The organism is Rubrivivax soli, assembly GCF_049810355.1.
Lineage (GTDB): Bacteria > Pseudomonadota > Gammaproteobacteria > Burkholderiales > Burkholderiaceae_C > Rubrivivax.
Genome location: NZ_CP187368.1, coordinates 1,755,672 through 1,775,128 on the forward strand (window position 1 = coordinate 1,755,672; position 19,457 = coordinate 1,775,128).

Consider the following 19,457-nt stretch of genomic DNA (forward strand, 5'->3'; position numbering starts at 1 on the left):
CCAGCACACGCGCGAGGTGATCGAGCGCACCCTGCACGAGCACGGCGGCAACATCTCGCGCGCCGCGCGCGTGCTGGGCGTCTCGCGCGGGCTGCTGTACCGGCGCATGCGGGGCTGGTCGGGCCCGGCCTGAACCGGGCCGGGGCCGCAAGCCGCTGCCCCTACACTCCCGGCCGATGCAACTGGCCCAGGTCCTGTACACCCAAGGTTTCGGCACCCGCCGCGTCTGCGCCGGCCTCGTGGCTGCAGGCGCGGTGCGCATCGGCGGCCAGGTGGTCGACGACCCCGCGCACGAGGTCGCCACCGACGGCCTGGTGGTCGAGGTCGACGGCGTGGCCTGGCCCTACCACGCGCAGGCGCTGGTGCTGCTGCACAAGCCGGCCGGCTTCGAGTGCTCGCAGAAGCCCCGCCACCACCCCAGCGTGATGAGCCTGCTGCCGCCGCCGCTGCGCCAGCGCGGCGTGCAGCCGGTGGGCCGGCTCGACGAAGACACCACCGGCCTGCTGCTCTTCAGCGACGACGGCAAGCTGATCCACCGCCTCACCAGCCCCAAGCACCACGTGCCCAAGGTCTACCAGGTCACCGCCAAGCACCCGGTGACGGATGCACAGCTGGCGCAGCTGCTGGCCGGCGTGGTGCTGGAAGACGACCCGCAGCCGGTGCGCGCGCTGGCCGCCGAGCGCACCGGCGAACTGACGCTCGACCTGACGCTGGCCGAAGGCAAGTACCACCAGGTCAAGCGCATGCTGGCGGCGGTGGGCAACCGCTGCGAGGCGCTGCACCGCAGCCGCTTCGGCGCGCTCGCGATCCCGGCCGACCTGCCCGTGGGGCGCTGGTGCTGGGTCGACGCGGCCACCGCCGCCACGGCCTTCAGCGGCGCTGCCGGCGCGCCAGCCGCGCGCGGTTGAGCCCGCGCAGGCCCGACAGCAGGTCGTCGCGCCAGCCGGCCAGGCGCTCACCCAGGCCCTCGGGCGGCAGCTGCACCGCGGCCCGGCGCTGCACGGCCAGCGCCAGCACGTCGCCCCAGGCCTGCACCGCGTGCTCCAGGCCATGCCGGGCGCGCACCTGCCGCTGCGCCGCGGCGGCGATGCGGGCACGTTCCTCGGCGTTGCCGATCGCACGGCGCAGTGCCTGCAGCCAGGCCTCGGGCGTGTTGGGCACGAGCCAGCCGGTGACGCCGTCGTCGATGACGTCGGCATAGGGCGGCACTGCCGAGGCCAGCGTCGGCACGCCGATGGCGGCGTAGTCGAACCACTTGATCGCGCTCTTGCCGGCGGCGAAGCGCGAAGCCTCCAGCGGGATCACGGCCAGCACGCCGGGCAGGCTGCGCGCCAGCGCCAGGAAGTCCGCGCGCGGCCGCACGGGCTCGGACCGCACGGGCAGGCCGGCCTGCGCGAAGGCCGCGGCCGGCGGGCCCACCACCACCAGCTGCACGCCCGACCCCTGCACGGCCCGCAGCGCCGGCACGACGAAGTCGGCGGCCAGCTGCTCGGTGGACGCCAGCAGCAGCGTCACCGGCCCCGGGTCCGCGTCGGGCGACGGCGGCGCGCCTGCAGGCAGCGGCGGCGCGTGGTTGGGCACCACCACGGCGGCGGGCAGGCCGGGCTGGGTCTCGCGCAGCATGGCTTCCAGCCGCGCGGTGGAGACGCTGAGCGCGTCGCTCTCGGCCATGCAGGCACGCAGCCAGGGCAGCCGCGCCTGCACCGCGGCCTGGTTCGAGATGTGCGGGGCGATCTCGGTCAGCAGGTCGTCGATCTCGTAGACCACGGCGCCGCCGCGGCGGCGCATCGCGCGCTGCAGCCGCAGCACGTCGGCCCCGGCGCCGCGCTGCACCACCAGCACGTCGGCGGCGGCCAGGTCGGCACGGCGGCAGTCGTGGAAGCTGCGCAGCACCAGCGTCCAGCCGCGCGCCGCGCACAGCGCGCGCAGCGGCGCGGCCAGGCGGATGTCGGCGATCAGCGCCTGCGCATCGCCGGCGATGGCCAGCAGCCGCATCAGGCCTTCGGCGGGGCCGCGCCGGGGACCGCAGCGCCGGTCGCGGGCTTGTGCGCCTCGAACTCCCAGATCAGGTGGCCGCAGGCGCCGCGGCGGACGCGGTGCGCCAGGCGCAGCTTCTCCAGCAGGCCCTGCGGCGCCGGGATGTAGGCCTGGCGCCCGTCGGGCCGCGCCCACTGCACGCGCCGCACCGTGAAGTCGCCGCGGAAGCCGTACATCGCCGCCGTGCGCTGCGGCCGCGTGAAGTACGTGTGCGTGCCCTCGGTCATGATGTTCACGTGTGTCGGGTCGAGGAACGCGCCCTTGCCCGGGTACACCGGCGTGATGGCGTAGAGCAGGCCGCCCGGCTTCAGCACGCGCCAGGTCTCGTTCATCAGCTCGATGAACGGGAACCGCGTGCCCTGGCCGTCGGCCGTGCCCAGCACGCGCGGCACATGCTCGAAGAAGTCGTAGGCCGAGACCGACTCGAAGTGGTCGTCGTCGAACGGGATGGGCTGCGTCGCGAGGTTGGCGCGGCGGATGAAGCCGGTGCCGTCGCTGCTGCCGCTGAGGTCCACGCCATACAGCTCGTCGCGGCCGTAGGGGTTGCGCGGCACGGGGCCACAGCCGAGGTCGAGGTGTCGGGTCGTCATGTCGGCTCCTTGCCGAACGGCCGGCTCAGCTGCGCGGCCAGGTCCAGCATCCAGGTGTTGAAGTCGTTGCGGCCGGCGGCGCGGCGGCGTGCCAGCAGCTGCCGCGCCACGGCCGGCATGCGCCGCGCCAGCAGCGCGCGCGCCAGCCGGCGCGCGTCGCGGCCACGGAAGAAGTCGTCGGGCAGCGCCGCCAGCCAGCGCCGCAGTGTCGGCGCGTCGAGCACCGCCGGCAGGTTCTTCGGGCCGTGGAAGCCGAAGGTGGCGCCGGCCGGCGCCTCGTTCTCGAAGGCGAAGCGGCGCGCCACGGCCGGCGGCGCGAAGCGCACGCCGTGCGTGCCTTCCAGCAGCGTGCGGTAGGTGCGCGCGAGCATCGCGTCCTCGGGGTGCTCCTGCACGATGCGTGCATCCAGCCCGGCCTGCAGCAGCCGCTGCGAGCGCAGCGAGAAGCCGCCGTTGCCGACGCAGGTCGCCGCGGGCTGGTCGTCCCACACGGCGCCGATGTAGTCCCACTGCAGGAAGTCGTCGCTCCAGGCCGATGCGTCCACCACGAAGCCGTCCCACTGCGTCACCAGCACGTGGCCTGCGGGCACGTGGGCCGGCAGCCGGCGCAGCACGAAGTGCGAGTACTCGGCGCCCGAGCGAATCGGGCCGGCATCCACCACCTCGATGCCGGCCGGCGCGGTGAACGGGCCGTGCGTGAACAGCAGCACGCGCGCGAAGTCGGCCTGCTGCATCGACCGTTGCAACGCCTCGGCGGCCAGCGCGGGCGTGCGTGCGTCGATGGCACACAGCGTCACGGTAGGGAGCCCTGGCCTCGTCATCGCGCGGATTGTGCCTCGCTACACTGCGCGCCCATGATCCAACACGGCAGCGCCGCGCAGCGCGTGGGCATCAGCCTGGGCAACATCGGCGCCCTGCACGACGGCCTGGGCGAATTCAGCCTGCAGCTGGGCCGCCGCATCGCCGCGCAGGCGCCGCTGTGGCGCGAGCGCGATGGCATCGCCTTCGACTTCCACCTGCGCGACAAGCTCGTCGGCCTGTTCGGCGACGACGTCGGCTACCTGCGCGTGAACCGCTGGCAGCGCCTGCGCCACGTGCAGCCGGCGCCCTATGCGCTGTGGCACAGCCTGCACCAGTTGAACAAGACGCTGCCGCCGGCAGGCTGCGGGCCGCGCGTGGTGACCTTCCACGACCTGAACTACCTGTACCACCCGAGTGCGTTCTCGCGCTGGCGCCACGACCGCCGCACGCGCGCGCTGGCGCGCCGCACCGACCACATCGTTGCCATCAGCCACCACACCGCGTCCGACGTGCAGCGCCACCTGGGCTGGCGCGGGCCGCTGGACGTGATCCACAACGGCGCGCGCAACCTGGTGGCCGACGCGCGCGAGCCGCTGCCCGGCGTGGCCGCCGACCGGCCGTTCCTGTTCCACCTGAGCCGCATGTCGCCGTCGAAGAACCCGCAGGCCGTGCTGGAGCTGGCTGCAGCCTGGCCCGAGATGGCCTTCGTGCTGTGCGGCCCGCCCAGCGACGACGCGCAGCACCTGCGCGCCACGGTGCGCCTGCCCAACGTGCAGTTCGTTCTCGGCATCAGCGATGCGCAGAAGGCCTGGGCCTACGCGCACTGCACGGGCTTCCTGTTCCCGTCGCTCACCGAAGGCTTCGGGCTGCCGCCGATCGAGGCCATGCACTTCGGCAAGCCGGTGTTCCTGGCGCGGCGCACCTGCCTGCCCGAGATCGGTGGCGACGCGGCCTTCTACTTCGACAGCTTCGACGCCGCGTCCACGCGCCGCGTCGTCGATGCCGGCCTGCAGGCGGCGCTGCGGCCGGGCTTTGCCGCTGGCGTGCAGGCCCACGCGGCGCAGTTCGACTGGGACCGCTGCGCCGCCGCCTACCTGGCGCTGTACCGCCGGCTGCTGGGCCTGGCGCCGGGATAATCGCGGCCCATGCGCGTCTACCGCGGACACTTCCCCCCCGACATCGCGGCCGCCGGCTGCGCCGTCACCATCGGCAACTTCGACGGCGTGCACCGCGGTCACCAGGCCATGCTGGCACTGCTGACCAACGAGGCGCGCCACCGCGGCCTGCCGGCCTGCGTGCTGAGCTTCGAGCCGCACCCGCGCGACTTCTTCGCGCGCCGCAGCGGCCAGCCGCAGGCGGCGCCCGCGCGCGTGGCGACGCTGCGCGACAAGCTGGCCGAGCTGGAACGCTGCGGCATCGACCAGGTCGTGGTGGCGCGCTTCGACGAGCGCTTCGCGAGCCAGAGCCCGCAGGACTTCATCGACGACGTGCTGCGCCGCGGCCTGGGCGCGCGCTACGTGCTGGTCGGCGACGACTTCCGCTTCGGCGCGCGCCGCGCCGGCACCTACGCGATGCTCGATGCGGCCGGCGCGTCATCGACGGGGCGCTCGGGCTTCGACGTCGCCCGCATGAACAGCTACGAGGTGCACGGGCTGCGGGTGTCCAGCTCGGCCGTGCGGGAGGCGCTGGCCGCCGGCGACATGGCCGCCGCCGCCACGCTGCTGGGGCGACCGTACAGCATCAGCGGCCACGCGGTGCACGGCGCCAAGCTCGGCCGCACGCTGGGCTTCCGCACGCTGAACCTGCGTTTCCCGCACCCGAAGCCGGCCGCGATGGGCATCTTCGTCGTGCAGGTGCATGGCCTGACCGCGGCGCCGCTGCCCGGCGTGGCGAGCCTGGGCGTGCGGCCCACGGTGGACGAGAGCGGCCGTGTGCTGCTGGAAACCCACTGCCTGCACTGGCCGCTGGCGCCGGAGGCCGGCTACGGCCGGCTGCTGCGCGTGGAGCTGCTGCACAAGCTGCACGACGAGCTGAAGTACCCGTCGCTGGAGGCGCTGCGCGACGGCATCGCGCGCGACACCCAGGACGCGCGCGACTGGTTCGCCGCACGCGGCGTCGCGGCCTGAGCCGGCCGCGCTAGAAGCGCCAGGCCAGGCCGCCGCTCAGGCCCCAGGTGTTGCGCTCGATGGTCAGCGGGCTGTCGGCCGCCGGCCCCAGCAGCCGCGAGCGGCTGTAGCCGCCGATCGCCACCCAGCGCGGCGTCAGCTCGCTGCGCATGCCCAGCGCGAGCGCGATGTCGCGCAGGCCGGCACGCGCGTCGTACACCGGATAGCCGGTGCGGGCGGCCTGCGCCTCGGTGACACCGAAGTAGCTCTGCATGTAGCGGTCGCCGGCGGCCGTGAGCGTCACGCCCCAGTTCCACACCGTGTCGGGCGACAGGCGCTGCTCGTGGGCGATGCCGAAGTCGCCCAGGTTGCCGCCGCCGCGGCCGAGTGCGTCCACGCTCCAGCCGCCGCCGACGCGCCAGCCGCCCAGCCGCCAGGTGGCGGCCAGCCGCGCGCGCAGCGTCGCGCGCACGTCGCCCAGGCCCTCGAGCCCTGCCGAGCTGCCGTCGTTGCGGCCGCGGTCCAGGCGCAACTGCAGCCCCACGCGCGTGCGCTCGCTGCGCGAGAGGTCCAGCCCCACGCCGCGCAGCACGTCGTCCGCGCGGCGCGTGACGAATCCGCCGCCGTTGCTGATGCTGAAGCGCCTGTAGCGCACGAAGAAGCTGGCGCTGGCGCTGGTGCCGCGCAGGTCCGAGCCAGGGTACTCGGGACCGTAGCGCAGGATCGCGCCGAGCGCGCCTTCCCAGTCGCGCGGGGCCTCCGCGTGTGCCGGCGCGGGCGGCTCCGCCGGCGTGGCTTGCGGCCCGGCGGCCTCGGCGTCCTGTGCCCGGGCCCACGGCGCAGCCTGCAGCAGCAGCGCGGACAGGGCGAAAGCGGCAAGGCGCATCGGGTGGCGGGTCGGTAGAATCAGCGTGATGCGATTGTCCATGGTCCACCCCGGGATGCCGCGCTGGCAGGCCGCCACGCGCCGCCAGACCACACGCGACCGAATTCAGCGCTCGCCGCTCTGAACCGCCTCGCGCGCCGGCCGCTGCTGCGGCCGGCGACCACCGAACCCGCACTGCGCGCGCCGCCCGCCGGCGCCGACCCAAGGCCATGAACGACACCACCGCCTCCTCTGCCCAGCCCGCGGCGCCGGACCACCGCGCCACGCTGAACCTGCCCGACACGCCCTTCCCGATGCGCGGCGACCTGCCCAAGCGCGAGCCGGGCTGGATCCAGGCCTGGCAGGACCAGGGGCTGTACAAGCGCCTGCGCGACGCGCGCCACGGCGCGCCGCTGTTCGTGCTGCACGACGGCCCGCCCTACGCCAACGGCCAGATCCACATGGGCCATGCCGTCAACAAGGTGCTGAAGGACATGATCGTCAAGGCGCGGCAGCTGGCCGGCTTCGACGCCCAGTACGTGCCGGGCTGGGACTGCCACGGCCTGCCGATCGAGAACGCGATCGAGAAGAAGCACGGCCGCAACCTCAGCCGCGACGACATGCAGGCCAAGAGCCGCGTCTACGCCACCGAGCAGATCGCGCTGCAGATGGCCGACTTCCGGCGCCTGGGCGTGCTCGGCGACTGGGAGCACCGCTACGCGACCATGGACCCGGCCAACGAGGCGGGCGAGATCCGCGCCTTCAAGCGCGTCATCGAGCGCGGCTTCGTCTACCGCGGCCTGAAGCCCGTGTACTGGTGCTTCGACTGCGGCAGCTCGCTGGCCGAGTTCGAGATCGAGTACGCCGACAAGAAGAGCACCACGCTCGACGTCGCGTTCCTGTGCGCCGAGCCCGAGAAGCTGGCCGCGGCCTTCGGTGTCGGCGCGCTGCAGAAGGACGCGTTCGCCGTCATCTGGACCACCACCGCGTGGACGATCCCGGCCAACCAGGCGCTGAACCTGAACCCGGCGCTGGAGTACGCGCTGGTCGACACCGAGCGCGGCCTGCTGGTGCTGGCGGCCTCGCTGGTCGAGAAGTGCCTGGAGCGCTACGGCATCGCCGGCACGGTGCTGGCCATCGTGGTGGGCGAGAAGCTGGGCGGCCTGAACTTCCGCCACCCGCTGGCGGCGGTCGACGCCGGCTACGACCGGCTGAGCCCGGTGTATCTCGCCGACTACGCCACCGCCGACGACGGCACCGGCATCGTGCACAGCAGCCCGGCCTACGGCCTGGACGACTTCAACTCGTGCGTGGCGCACGGCATGCAGGTCGACGACATCCTGAACCCGGTGGGGGCCAAGGGCAGCTATGCCGAGGGCTTTCCGCTGTTCGGCGGCCAGAACATCTGGAAGGCCGTGCCCGTGATCATCGAGGCGCTGAGGAACGCCGGCCGCCTGCTCGCCACGCACGACATCACGCACAGCTACCCGCACTGCTGGCGCCACAAGTCGCCGGTGATCTACCGCGCCGCGGCGCAGTGGTTCGTGCGCATGGACGAGGGCGAAGGCGTCTTCACGAAGGACAAGGCCGCCAAGACGCTGCGCCAGCTGGCGCTGGAGGCCATCGACCGGACCGGCTTCTACCCCGAGAACGGCCGCGCGCGGCTGCGCGACATGATCGCCAACCGCCCCGACTGGTGCATCAGCCGCCAGCGCAGCTGGGGCGTGCCGCTGCCGTTCTTCCTGCACCGCGAGACGGGCGACCTGCACCCGCGCACGATGGAGATCCTCGACCAGGCGGCCGACATCGTGGAAGCCGGCGGCATCGAGGCCTGGAGCCGTGTCACGGCCGAAGAGATCCTGGGCGCCGACGACGCCCAGCACTACCGCAAGAGCAGCGACATCCTGGAGGTCTGGTTCGACAGCGGCAGCACCTTCTGGCACGTGCTGCGCGGCCAGCACCCGGGCGGCTTCCACGCCGACGGCCCCGAGGCCGACCTGTACCTGGAAGGCCACGACCAGCACCGCGGCTGGTTCCACAGCAGCCTGCTGCTGGCCTGCGCGCTGTACGACCGCGCGCCCTACCGCGGCCTGCTCACGCACGGCTTCACGGTCGACAGCGCCGGCCGCAAGATGAGCAAGTCGCTCGGCAACGGCATCGAGCCGCAGGCGGTGAGCCAGAAGCTCGGCGCCGAGATCATCCGCCTGTGGGTGGCGGCCAGCGACTACAGCGGCGACATCGCCGGCGACGACAAGATCCTCGCCCGCGTCGTCGACGCCTACCGCCGCATCCGCAACACGCTGCGCTTCCTGCTGGCCAACACCTCCGACTTCGACCCCGTGGCCGACGCCGTGGCGCCGGGCGAGATGCTGGAGATCGACCGCTTCGCGCTGGCGCGCGCGGCCGAACTGCAGGCGGAGATCCTGGCGCACTACGAGGTCTACGAGTTCCACCCGGTGGTGGCCAAGCTGCAGGTGTACTGCTCGGAAGACCTCGGCGCCTTCTACCTCGATGTGCTGAAGGACCGCCTCTACACCACGGCGCCGAAGAGCCTGGCGCGGCGCAGCGCGCAGACGGCGCTGTGGCAGATCACGCAGGCCATGCTGCGCTGGATGGCGCCCTTCCTCAGCTTCACGGCCGAGGAGGCGTGGGTGTTCGCCGGACAGCAGGCCCGGGGCGGCCAGGGCGGCTCGATCTTCATGGAGACCTACTGGCGCTTCGACGCACCCGACGCCGCGCTGCTGGCCGCATGGCGCCGCATCCGCGAGATCCGTGACGTGGTCAACAAGGAGATCGAAGCGGTGCGCGCCACTGGCGCGGTGGGCTCGTCGCTGCAGGCCACGGTGACCATCACCGCGGACGCGGCCGACCACGCCCTGCTGGCACGGCTGGGCGACGACCTGCGCTTCGTGTGCATCACCTCGGCCGCGTCCGTGGTGCCGGGCGCGGCGCTGGCGGTGCAGGTGCAGCCGTCGCAGGCCGCCAAGTGCGAACGCTGCTGGCACTGGCGCGACGACGTCGGCCACGATCCGGCGCACCCCGGGCTGTGCGGGCGCTGCACCAGCAACCTGTTCGGCAGCGGAGAGCCTCGACGGATCGCCTGACGTCCGACAGCGCAGGCGCACGCCGGGTGTGTTAGAAACCCAAAAAACACACCCGGCCGCGACATCGTGTCCACGCGGGTGCCGACACGATGCCCTTCGAGCCCAGCGCTGCCTCGCCATTGGCCGAGCGTCCGCAGCAGCAGCGCACGCTGCTGCTGCCGTTGCTGCTGGTGGCGGGGCTGATCGTCGCGCTGGCCGCGATCGTCAGCGTGCGCGAGTTCAGCGCGCAGCAGCGCGCGGCCGAAGCCGAACTGCTGGCCGTGGCCGACCTGCGCCGCCTGCAGGTGCAGACCTGGCTGCAGGAGCATTTGCGCCTGGCGCGCTTTCTCGCCAACAGCACGGTCTTCGCCGGCCAGTACCTGGACGGGCAGGTGCGCGGCAACCGGCAGGCGCTGCAGCTGCTGATGGGGCGGCTGATCGAGCTGCGCCAGGCCAACGGCAACGACGAGGTGCTGCTGCTCGACGCGCAGGCGCGTGTCGTCGCCCGCGAGTCGCCGCTGCAGCAGGACATCGCACCCACGCTGCGCGACGCGGCGCTGCGCGCGATGCAGACCGGCGAGGTGGTGCACACCGGCATCTACCGCCGCGAAGGCCACACGCCGACGCTGCGCCTGGACATCGTGCTGCCGCTGGTGGCCACCGGCCGCCCCGCGCAGGCCGCGGTGGTGCTGCGCCAGGACCCGCAGCGCCAGCTGTACCCGCTGCTGCGCGCCTGGCCGGTGCCGAAGGAAACCGGTGAGTCCGTGCTGTGGGAGCGGCGGCCCGAAGGCATGCTGGCCATCAGCGACTTCCGCTTCGGCGACGACACGGCGGGCCGCCTGCTGCGCCGGCTGGACCTGGCCGACCCGCCGGTGGCGGTGCTGCTGCGCGACGCCGACACCGACACGCCCCCGCTGCTCGGCCCCGACTACCGCGGCGTGCAGGTGCTGGCCGCCGGCCGGCCGATCGAGGGCACCGACTGGCTGGTGGTGACCAAGATCGACCAGCGCGAGATCGATGCCCCGGCCCGCACCACCGCGGCCTGGGCCAGCGTGATGGCGCTGCTGGCGCTGCTGGTGCTGGGCGCCGGCGCGCGGCTGTTCGTGCAGCGCGCGGCGCTGCGCGGCAGCGAACGCGAACACGCCGCCGATCGCCGGCGGCTGGAGACGCTGGCCTTGCTGCAGGCCATCACCGACAGCTCGGGCGACGCGATCTTCGCCAAGGACGCGGCCGGGCGCTTCCTGCTGTGCAATGCCGCCTGCGCCGCCGGCATGGGCCATGCGCCCGAAGACGTGCTCGGCAAGCGGGTCGACGAGTTGCTGCCGCAGGGCCCGTCGGCCGCGCTGGCCGACAACGACCGGCAGGTGCTCAAAGGCAGTGGCAACCAGGTCTTCGAGGAACAGCTCGAGACCGCCCACGGCCCGCGCGTCTTCCTGACCACCAAGGGCCCGCTGCGCGATGCCGAGGGCCATGTCATCGGCCTGTTCGGCGTCGCGCGCGACGTCACCGCCGCACGCCAGGCCGAACTGGACCTGCGCGACAGCGAGGCCCGGCTGCGGTCGGTGTTCGACGTCCTGGCCGAAGGCATCATGGTCTTCGACCGCCAGGGCCGCATGCTCAGCGCCAACCCCGGGGCCGCGCAGCTGCTGGGGCTGCCGCTGGACGCGCTGGTCGGCGACTGGTTCGACGTCTCGGGCTGGCACCCGCTGGCCGACGACGGCAGCCCGAAACCGCCCGAGACCTTGCCGCCGGCGCTGGCGCTGGCCACCGGCCTGCCGCAGCGCGACGTGGACGTGCTGGTCGGCGGCCCGCAGGGCCAGCGGCGCTGGTTCCGGCTGAACGCCGAGCCGATCCCGGGCGGCGTGCATGCCGGCGCGCCGGCGGTGGCGCTGTCCTTCGTCGACATCACCGAGCAGCGCCTGCTCGCCGACGAACTGGAGCGCCACCGCCACCATCTGCAGGCGCTGGTGGACGGCCGCACCCGCGCGCTGCAGCAGGCCAATGCGCAGCTGGCCGAGACCGAACGCTTCCTGCGCCTGCTGGCCGACAACCTGCCCGTGCGCATCGCCTACTGGGACCGCGACCTCGTGCTGCGCTTCGCCAACCGCGCCTACTTCGAGTGGTGGCGCACCACCGCCGAAGCGGCCATCGGCAGCGCGGCGCGCGCGATCCACGGCGAAGACCACTGGCAGCGCCACGGCCACGAGATGCAGGCCGCGGCCGCGGGCGAGGCGCGCGTGCACGAGCGCGAGACCGTGCGCGAGGACGGCAGCACCTGGCACCACCAGGTCCACTACCTGCCCGACCGCGACGCCGACGGCGGCGTGCGCGGCGTCTATGCGCTGGCGCTGGACATCACGCCCACCAAGACGGCGCAGGCGCGGCTGCACCAGCTCAACATCGAGCTCGAGCACGCGCTGGGCCGCGCCGAAGGCGCCAGCCGCGCCAAGAGCGCGTTCCTGGCCAACATGAGCCACGAGATCCGCACACCGATGAACGCCATCATCGGCCTGGCGCACCTGATGCGGCGCGACGTCGTCGACGGCCAGCAGCGCGACCGCCTGGACAAGATCAGCCGCTCTGCGCACCACCTGCTGGAGATCATCAACGACATCCTCGACCTGTCGAAGATCGAGGCCGGCCGCATGACGCTGGAAGACATCGGCTTCTCGCTCGACGCGCTGCTGGCGCGCAGCTTCGAGATGGTGGCCGAGGAAGCGCAGCGCAAGCAGGTCGAGCTCATCGTCGACACCGACCACCTGCCCGACGCACTGCGCGGCGACCCGACCCGGCTGTCCCAGGCGCTGCTGAACCTGCTGTCGAACGCCGTCAAGTTCACCGAGCGGGGCTGGGTGCGCCTGGTGTGCGAGAAGCTGGCCGAGGACGGCGATCGCGTGCAGGCGCGCTTCACCGTCAGCGACACCGGCGCCGGCATCCCGCCCGAGCGCATGGCCTCGCTGTTCTCGGCCTTCGAGCAGGTCGACAGCTCCACCAGCCGCCGCCATGGCGGCACGGGTCTGGGCCTGGCGTTGACGCGCCATCTGGCCACCCTGATGGGCGGCGAAGCAGGCGCCCGCAGCACGCCGGGCGCCGGCAGCAGCTTCTGGTTCACCGCCTGGCTGGGGCGCGGCAGCGCGGCGGCGGCCGATGGCCCGGGTCTGGCGGGCCGCCGCGTGCTGCTGGTCGACGACCTGGCCGAGGCACGGGCCGCGCTGGCCGAGCGGCTGCGCCAGTTCGACATGCAGGTGGACGCGGTGGAGTCGGGCGAGCGCGCACTGGCGCTGGCGCAGGCGGCCATCAACGCGGGCACGGGCTACGACCTGCTGCTGATCGACTGGCGCATGGAGCCGCTGGACGGCCTGCAGACACTGCACCACCTGCGCGCGCTGCTCGGCGACGGCCTGCCGCCGGCCGTGCTCGTGACGGCACACGACGAGGACCAGGTGCGCCACGACGCCGCTCGCGCACGCTTCGCCGCCGTGCTGGCCAAGCCGATCACGGCCTCGACGCTGCACGACACCCTGCTGCGGGTGCTGCGCCAGGACCGCAGCGCCCCCGAGACCGCCGCCTCCGGCCCCGGCGCGCAGGAGCTGGCGCTGCGCCGGGCCGCCGCCGGCGCCCGCGTGCTGCTGGCCGAGGACAACCCGGTGAACCAGGAGGTCGCGCTCGAACTGCTGCGCGTGGCCGGGCTGCAGGTGGACGTGGCCAGCGACGGCCACGAGGCGGTGGCCATGGTGCTGCGGGGCGACTACGACGCGGTGCTGATGGACGTGCAGATGCCCGCGCTCGACGGCCTGGCCGCCACGCGCGCGCTGCGCCAGCGCGGCCACGCCGGCCCGGTCATCGCGATGACGGCCAACGCCTTCGGCGAGGACCGCGCCGCCTGCCTGGCCGCGGGCATGGACGACCACGTGCCCAAGCCCGTCGACCCCGAACAGCTGTACGCGACGCTGCAGCGCTGGCTGCCGCAACGCGGCGGCACGGACAGCCGCGCCGCGGACCGCGGCGCGGACCAGCCCACCGCCCCTGCCCCCACCCCCGACGCCCTGCTGCTGCAGCGCTGCGCAGCGGTGCCGGGCCTGGACACCGGCGCGGCGCTGCGCGCCGCCGGCGGCGACGTGGCGCTGCTGCGGCGGCTGCTGCAGCGCTTCGCCCAGCACTACGCAGCCGGTGTGCCGGCCCTGGCGCAGCCGGCCGCGGACAAGGCGCTGCCGGGGTGGGAGCTGGCCGCGCACTCACTGCAGGGCGCGTGCAGCGCCATCGGCGCCACCGCGCTGCAGACGCAGGCGCGTGCGCTCGAGGCCGCGGCGCGTGCTGCCACCGGCAACCCCGGCGCGGCCGCCGCGGCCGCGGCGCTGCAGCCCCAGGCCGCGGCGCTGCACACCGCGCTGCAGGGCTTCGTGGCCGCGCTGCAGCGCACGCTACAGTAGCGGCCCATCGTTTCCTGCCCCGTGCGGCCGCCCCGGCGCCGTGCCTTGCCTGCCCGCCATGGCCCTGTCCCTCCGTTCGTCCAGCAGCCCGGGCCGCCTGCCCCTGTGGCTGGCGCTGGCCCTGATCGTCATCGTCGCCGACCAGTTCACGAAGACGATGATCCTGGGCTACTTCGAGCTCGGCGACAGCCGCAGCGTCACCAGCTTCTTCAACCTCGTGCGCGTGCACAACACGGGCGCCGCGTTCAGCTTCCTGGCCGGCGCCTCGGGCTGGCAGCGCTGGTTCTTCGTGGGCCTGGGCGTGGCGGCCTCGGGCTTCATCGTCTGGATGCTGCTGCGCTACCCGACGCAGAAGCTGTTCTGCTTTGCGATCACGATGATCATGGGCGGCGCGCTCGGCAACGTGCTCGACCGCCTGCTGCACGGCTACGTGGTCGACTTCCTGCAGTTCCGCTTCGCGCTGCTGGCCCCCATGTTCCCGGGCGGCTACTTCCCCAGCTTCAACATCGCCGACAGCGCCATCACGCTGGGCGCGGTGTGCCTGGTGCTCGACGAGATCCTGCGCGTGCGACGCTCGCGCTGAACCGCCACCGGCCATGCTGATCGACACCCTGGGCGGCGCACGCGACCTCGGCCGGGTCAGCGAGATCGCCGGCGTGCTGATCCGCCACGGGCTGGGCGACGTGGTGCGGCGCCTGGGCCTGGCCGACACGCTGGCGCGCGCGGGCCAGGTGCTGCGCTGGGAACACCCCGACGCGCTGGCGCGGCTGTCGCCGCCGGCGCAGCTGCGGCTGGCGCTGGAGGAACTGGGGCCGACGTTCGTGAAGCTGGGGCAGATCCTGGCCGGCCGCGCCGACCTGCTGGGCCCGGAGTGGATCGCCGAGCTGAGCCAGCTGCACAGCCGCGTGCCGCCAGTGCCGATGGAAGAACTGCGCGCGCAGCTGCGCGACGACCTCGGCGGCGAGCCCGAGGCCGTGTTCGCGCACTTCGACACCACGCCGCTGGCCGCGGCGTCCATCGCGCAGGTGCACCGCGCGCGGCTGCACGACGGCACCGAGGTGGTGGTGAAGATCCGCCGCCCGCACATCGTCGAGAAGGTCCAGGCCGACCTGCGCCTGCTGGAGCGCGCCGCCGGCGTGGCCGAGACCGACTGGCCCGCGCTCAAGCCCTACCGGCCGCGCCAGCTGGTGCGCGAGTTCGGCCGCGCGCTGCAGCGCGAGCTGGACCTGGCCGCCGAGTGCCGGCACGCCGAGCGCATCGCGGCCAACCTGGCGCCGCTGACCGACATCGTGATCCCGCGCGTGCACTGGGCGCACACCAACGAACGCGTCAACGTGCAGGACTGCATCGTCGGCGTGCGCGGCGACGACGCCGCGGCGCTGGCAGCCGCCCACCTGGACCGCCCGCTGCTGGCACGGCGCGGCGCGCGCGCGGTGCTGAAGATGATCGTCGAGGACGGCTTCTTCCACGCCGACCCGCACCCGGGCAACGTCTACTACCTGCCCGGCAACCGGCTGGCCTTCATCGACTTCGGCATGGTCGGCCGGCTCTCCAGGCGCCGCCGCGACGAACTGCTGGCGCTGCTGCTGGGCCTGGTGGAACGGCGCCCGCAGGCGGTGGCCGACGTGCTGATGGAGTGGACCAGCGGCAGCAGCCACGCCGACGGCGACGGCCCGGCACTGCAGATCGAGCAGCTGGAAGACGAGATCGAGGCCTTCGTCGAGCAGTACCACGGCACGCCGCTGGCGCAGCTGCACCTGGGCGCGATGCTGCTCGACGTGACCACGATCCTGCGCGAGCACCACCTGGCCTTGCCCGCCGACCTGGCGCTGCTGATCAAGGCCTTCATCACGCTGGAGGCCATGGGCCGCGGTCTCGACCCCGGGTTCCACATGGCCACCGAAGCCCAGCCGCTGCTGCGCCAGGTGGTGCGCGCGCGCTACCAGCCCCAGGCGCTGGCGCAGCGCGGCTGGCAGGCGCTGAGCGGTACGCTGGCCACGCTCGGCCGGCTGCCGCACGACCTGCAGCAGCTGCTGCGCCGCGCCCGCCACGGGCGCGTGCAGGTGCACATCGAGATCGCGCACCTCAAGCGCGTGGGCGACCAGCTCGACCGCGCCGCCAGCCGGCTGTCGGTGGCGCTGCTGGTGGCGGCGCTGATCATCGGCTCGTCGATCGTGATGACCGTGGGCGGCGGCCCCACGCTGTTCGGCCTGCCGGCCTTCGGGCTCATCGGCTTCGTCGCCGCCGCGTTGGGCGGGCTGTGGCTGGTGCGCTCGATCCGCAGCGACCGGCGCCACGACGACTGAACGCCGGCGCCCGGGGCGCCCCGGATGGACGCGGCGCCGCGGCAGGCCTACGCTGCAGGCGTTCTTCGCTGCATCCGCCGCTCCCCCTTGAGCCCCACCGACAGCCACGACACGCCGGCCACCCCGCAGGCCCAGACGGCGCCCCCCGACGGCGACGCCGCCTCGCCGCCCATCGTGCTGCGCCAGCTCGGCTTCGCCGACCCGCTGCGCTGGCTGCTGCTGGGCTGGCGCGACTTCGTGCGCTGCCCGGGCATCGGCCTGTTCTACGGCGGCTGTTTCATGGTGATGGGCTGGTCGCTGCTGAAGGTCTACGAACACGCGCCGGCCTACACGCTGGCGCTGTCGGCGGGCTTCCTGCTCGTCGGACCCTTCCTGTGCCTGGGCCTGTACCGCGCCAGCCAGCGGCTGGAACGCGGCGAGCGCCCCGACTTCGGCGACTCGCTGCTGGCCTGGGACACGCGCACCGCGCAGCTCGGCATCTTCGGCTTCGTGCTGCTGGTGCTGGAGATGCTGTGGGGCCGGGCCACGCTGGTGATCTTCGCCGTCAGCTTCGAGGGCATGCCCGACCTGAAGGGCTCGCTGCTGGCGCTGCTGGACCCCGAGAACATCGGCTTCATCGCCGCCTGGGCCGCGGTGGGCGCGCTGTTCGCGACGCTGATCTTCGCCACCAGCGTGGTCTCGATCCCGATGATCCTGCACCGCCAGACCGACGCCATCACCGCCGGCCTCACCAGCTTCCGCCTCGTGCTCTCGCAGACCGGCGTGATGCTGTGGTGGGCGCTGCTGATCGCGCTGCTGGTGGGGCTGGCGCTGCTGCCGGCCTTCATCGGCCTGCTGGTCGTGGGCCCGGTGGTGGGCCACGCCAGCTGGCACGCGTACCGGGCGGCGGTGGCCGATTGAAGCTTCAGGGCAGCAGCACGGTGCAGCCGGTGGTCTTGCGCCCTTCCAGGTCGCGGTGCGCCTGCGCCACGTCGGCCAGCGCGTAACGCTGGTCGATGCGGATCTGCACCGCGCCGCTGCGCACCACCGCAAACAGCTCGTCGGCCATCGCCTGCGTGGTCTCGCGCGTGGCGATGTGCGTGAACAGCGTCTGCCGCGTCAGGTACAGCGAGCCCTTGGCCGCCAGCACGCCCGGCGCGATCGGCGCCACCGGGCCGCTCGCGTTGCCGAAGCTGGCCAGCAGGCCGAAGGGCCGCAGGCAGTCCAGGCTGCGCTCGAAGGTGTCCTTGCCGATCGAGTCGTACACCACCTTCACGCCGCGGCCGCCGGTGATCTCCTTCACGCGGGCGACGAAGTCTTCCTTGGTGTAGTCGATCGCATGCGCGGCGCCGTGCTCTAGCGCCAGCGCGCACTTGGCGGCACTGCCGGCGGTGCCGATCAGCTGCAGGCCCAGCGCACGGGCCCACTGGCAGGCGATCAGGCCCACGCCGCCGGCGGCGGCGTGGAACAGCACGTGGTCGCCGGGCTGCAGGCCTTCCACCGGCAGCGTGCGGCGCAGCAGGTACTGCACGGTCAGGCCCTTGAGCATCATCGCCGCGCCGGTCTCGAAGCCGATGTCGTCGGGCAGCTTGCACACGCACTTGGCGGGCATCACGCGCACGTCGCTGTAGCTGCCCGGCGGGTTGCTGGCATAGGCGGCGCGGTCGCCCGGCTGCAGGTGCGTGACACCGGGGCCCACGGCCTCGACGATGCCGGCGCCTTCCATGCCCAGCGTCAGCGGCAGCGGTCCCTGGTACAGGCCGGTGCGCTGGTAGACGTCGATGTAGTTCAGGCCGATGGCATGGTGGCGGATGCGGATCTCGCCGGGGCCGGGTTCGCCGACGGCGACGTCGACGAGCTGCATCTGCTCGGGGCCGCCGAAGGCGGTGATCTGGATGGCGCGGGGCATGGGGGGTGTCTCCTGATTGGACGGCGGATTGGACGGCGGGCGCGAGGTTACGCCAAGCCGGCGCGGCGCGCTGGCGGTCCGACAAGCCGCAGCGTGGCAACATCGGCCGCCTGATGCGACGCCTGCTGCAAGCCCCCAACCTCGCCCTCGCCACGCTGTGGGCCGACCAGCTCAGCGGCGTCGGCATCGCCGCGCACGTCGAGCGCGCCTACGCCAGCGGCATCGTCGGCGAGATCCCGCCCGACCAGAGCCTGCCCGAGGTGTGGGTCGACGACGCGCGGCAGTTCGACCGTGCCGGCGCGCTGCTGACCGCCTGGCGCAACGCGCCCGATCGCCACTGGGCCTGCCCCGGCTGCCATGAGCTCGTCGACGGCCCGTTCGAGCAGTGCTGGAACTGCGGCGCGGCCATGCCCGACGCACTGCGATGAGCCGCCTGACACCCAAGGTGGCCGCGCTGCTGGTGCTGCCGCCGCTGCTGTGGGCCGGCAACGCGATGGTCGGCCGGCTGCTGGCCGACACCGTGCCGCCGTTGCTGCTGAACGCGATGCGCTGGTGGGCCGCGCTGGTGCTGCTGCTGCCGCTGGGCTGGCGCGCGGTGGCCAGCGCCGAGCGCCGCGCGCAGCTGCGTGCGCGCTGGCGGCCGCTGGCGCTGCTGGGCCTGCTGGGCGTGGGCGCGTACAACGCGCTGCAGTACCTGGCGCTGACGACGTCGACACCGATCAACGTGACGCTGATCGCGTCGAGCACCCCGGTGTGGATGCTGCTGATCGGCGCGCTGGTCTACGGCGAGCACCCGCGGCTGGCGCAGGTGGGCGGCGCGCTGCTGTCACTGGCCGGCGTGCTGCTGGTGCTGGTGCGCGGCGACCCGGCGCAGCTGGCCGGCCTGCGGCTGGTGGCCGGCGACCTGTGGATGCTGCTCGCCTCGCTGTCGTGGGCGGCCTACAGCTGGCAGCTGGCGCGGCCGCACCCGTCGCTGGCGGGCGCCGCGCGGCCCGACTGGTCGTGGGCCGAGTTCCTGCTGGTGCAGGCGCTGTTCGGTCTGGTCTGGGCGACCGCGGCAGCGGCTGGCGAGACCGCGCTGGCGCCGGCCGCGGCGCAGGCCGTGCGCTGGTCGCCCACGCTGGGCCTGGCGCTGCTGTTCCTGGCCGTGGGGCCGTCGCTGCTGGCCTACCGCTGCTGGGGCCTGGGCGTGGCCGCCGTGGGCCCGGCGATGGCCGGCTTCTTCTCGAACCTGACGCCGCTGTTCGCAGCGCTGATGTCGGCGGCGCTGCTGCGGCAGCCGCCGCAGGCGTACCACGCGCTGGCGTTTGCGCTCATCGTCGCCGGCATCGTGCTGTCGAACAGGCGCTGAG

The 19,457-nt window shown here is 73.5% G+C and carries 16 protein-coding genes; 11 read left to right on the forward strand and 5 right to left on the reverse strand.

All coding sequences use genetic code 11. The annotated features are described in order from the left end of the window. Positions 1-16: 16 nt before the first annotated feature. Positions 17-133 carry a helix-turn-helix domain-containing protein gene (locus ACPOLB_RS08010; RefSeq protein WP_425260791.1) on the forward strand — a complete coding sequence of 39 codons (117 nt, stop codon included), beginning with the start codon at positions 17-19 and terminating at the stop codon, positions 131-133. A gap of 43 nt (positions 134-176) precedes the next feature. Next, a complete protein-coding gene (locus tag ACPOLB_RS08015) occupies positions 177-908 on the forward strand; it encodes a pseudouridine synthase (RefSeq protein WP_425260792.1) in 732 nt (243 codons plus the stop codon). On the opposite strand, the gene ACPOLB_RS08020 is transcribed toward ACPOLB_RS08015, so the two are convergent. The 3 genes from ACPOLB_RS08020 to ACPOLB_RS08030 are packed head-to-tail and all read right to left on the reverse strand — an operon-like array spanning position 871 to position 3,424. Beyond that, positions 871-1,995: a glycosyltransferase family protein gene (locus ACPOLB_RS08020; RefSeq protein WP_425260793.1), complete on the reverse strand. Its 1,125-nt coding sequence runs from the start codon at positions 1,993-1,995 to the stop codon at positions 871-873. The genes ACPOLB_RS08015 and ACPOLB_RS08020 overlap by 38 nt on opposite strands. Further along, complete coding sequence (locus ACPOLB_RS08025) at positions 1,995-2,627, reverse strand: methyltransferase domain-containing protein (protein WP_425260794.1); 633 nt, start codon at positions 2,625-2,627, stop codon at positions 1,995-1,997. The genes ACPOLB_RS08020 and ACPOLB_RS08025 overlap by 1 nt, the downstream gene beginning before the upstream one ends. Further along, positions 2,624-3,424, reverse strand: a complete 801-nt coding sequence (locus ACPOLB_RS08030) for a DUF5672 family protein (protein ID WP_425260795.1) — start codon at positions 3,422-3,424, stop codon at positions 2,624-2,626. Before ACPOLB_RS08030 ends, ACPOLB_RS08025 begins: the two co-directional genes overlap by 4 nt. Before the next feature lie 57 nt (positions 3,425-3,481). On the opposite strand from ACPOLB_RS08030, the gene ACPOLB_RS08035 reads away from it, so the two are divergent. Further along, positions 3,482-4,564 carry a glycosyltransferase family 4 protein gene (locus ACPOLB_RS08035; RefSeq protein ID WP_425260796.1) on the forward strand — a complete coding sequence of 361 codons (1,083 nt, stop codon included), beginning with the start codon at positions 3,482-3,484 and terminating at the stop codon, positions 4,562-4,564. Between the two features lie 9 nt (positions 4,565-4,573). Beyond that, the gene (locus tag ACPOLB_RS08040) at positions 4,574-5,554 is read left to right on the forward strand and encodes a bifunctional riboflavin kinase/FAD synthetase (RefSeq protein WP_425260797.1); all 981 of its coding nucleotides are present in this window, start codon (positions 4,574-4,576) and stop codon (positions 5,552-5,554) included. 10 nt (positions 5,555-5,564) lie between these two features. Here ACPOLB_RS08040 and ACPOLB_RS08045 read toward each other — a convergent pair whose 3' ends face one another. Then, on the reverse strand, positions 5,565-6,419 hold the full coding sequence (locus ACPOLB_RS08045) for a MipA/OmpV family protein (RefSeq protein WP_425260798.1): 855 nt from the start codon (positions 6,417-6,419) through the stop codon (positions 5,565-5,567). A gap of 209 nt (positions 6,420-6,628) precedes the next feature. On the opposite strand from ACPOLB_RS08045, the gene ileS reads away from it, so the two are divergent. The 5 genes from ileS to ACPOLB_RS08070 all read left to right on the forward strand — a co-directional run bounded on the left by ileS (position 6,629) and on the right by ACPOLB_RS08070 (position 17,117). Next, complete coding sequence (gene ileS / locus ACPOLB_RS08050) at positions 6,629-9,502, forward strand: isoleucine--tRNA ligase (RefSeq protein WP_425260799.1); 2,874 nt, start codon at positions 6,629-6,631, stop codon at positions 9,500-9,502. An 89-nt stretch (positions 9,503-9,591) separates the two neighbouring features. Beyond that, entirely contained in the window at positions 9,592-13,911 is a 4,320-nt protein-coding gene (locus ACPOLB_RS08055; protein WP_425260800.1) for a PAS domain-containing protein, read from the forward strand. A 58-nt stretch (positions 13,912-13,969) separates the two neighbouring features. Beyond that, complete coding sequence (gene lspA / locus ACPOLB_RS08060) at positions 13,970-14,494, forward strand: signal peptidase II (RefSeq protein ID WP_425260802.1); 525 nt, start codon at positions 13,970-13,972, stop codon at positions 14,492-14,494. Positions 14,495-14,507: 13 nt separating this feature from the next. Beyond that, positions 14,508-16,217: an ABC1 kinase family protein gene (locus ACPOLB_RS08065; protein ID WP_425260803.1), complete on the forward strand. Its 1,710-nt coding sequence runs from the start codon at positions 14,508-14,510 to the stop codon at positions 16,215-16,217. A gap of 87 nt (positions 16,218-16,304) precedes the next feature. Then, complete coding sequence (locus ACPOLB_RS08070; protein WP_425260804.1) at positions 16,305-17,117, forward strand: DUF2189 domain-containing protein; 813 nt, start codon at positions 16,305-16,307, stop codon at positions 17,115-17,117. A 4-nt stretch (positions 17,118-17,121) separates the two neighbouring features. Here the strand turns inward: ACPOLB_RS08070 and ACPOLB_RS08075 are convergent, their stop codons facing one another. Continuing rightward, the gene (locus tag ACPOLB_RS08075) at positions 17,122-18,105 is read right to left on the reverse strand and encodes a quinone oxidoreductase family protein (protein WP_425260805.1); all 984 of its coding nucleotides are present in this window, start codon (positions 18,103-18,105) and stop codon (positions 17,122-17,124) included. 113 nt (positions 18,106-18,218) lie between these two features. Here ACPOLB_RS08075 and ACPOLB_RS08080 point away from each other — a divergent pair, with 113 nt between their 5' ends. Then, positions 18,219-18,533 (forward strand): putative signal transducing protein, encoded by a 315-nt coding sequence (locus tag ACPOLB_RS08080; RefSeq protein WP_425260806.1) that lies wholly within the window; start codon positions 18,219-18,221, stop codon positions 18,531-18,533. After that, positions 18,530-19,456, forward strand: coding sequence for a DMT family transporter (locus ACPOLB_RS08085; RefSeq protein WP_425260807.1), 927 nt, complete (start codon positions 18,530-18,532; stop codon positions 19,454-19,456). The genes ACPOLB_RS08080 and ACPOLB_RS08085 overlap by 4 nt, the downstream gene beginning before the upstream one ends. Position 19,457: the final 1 nt, after the last annotated feature.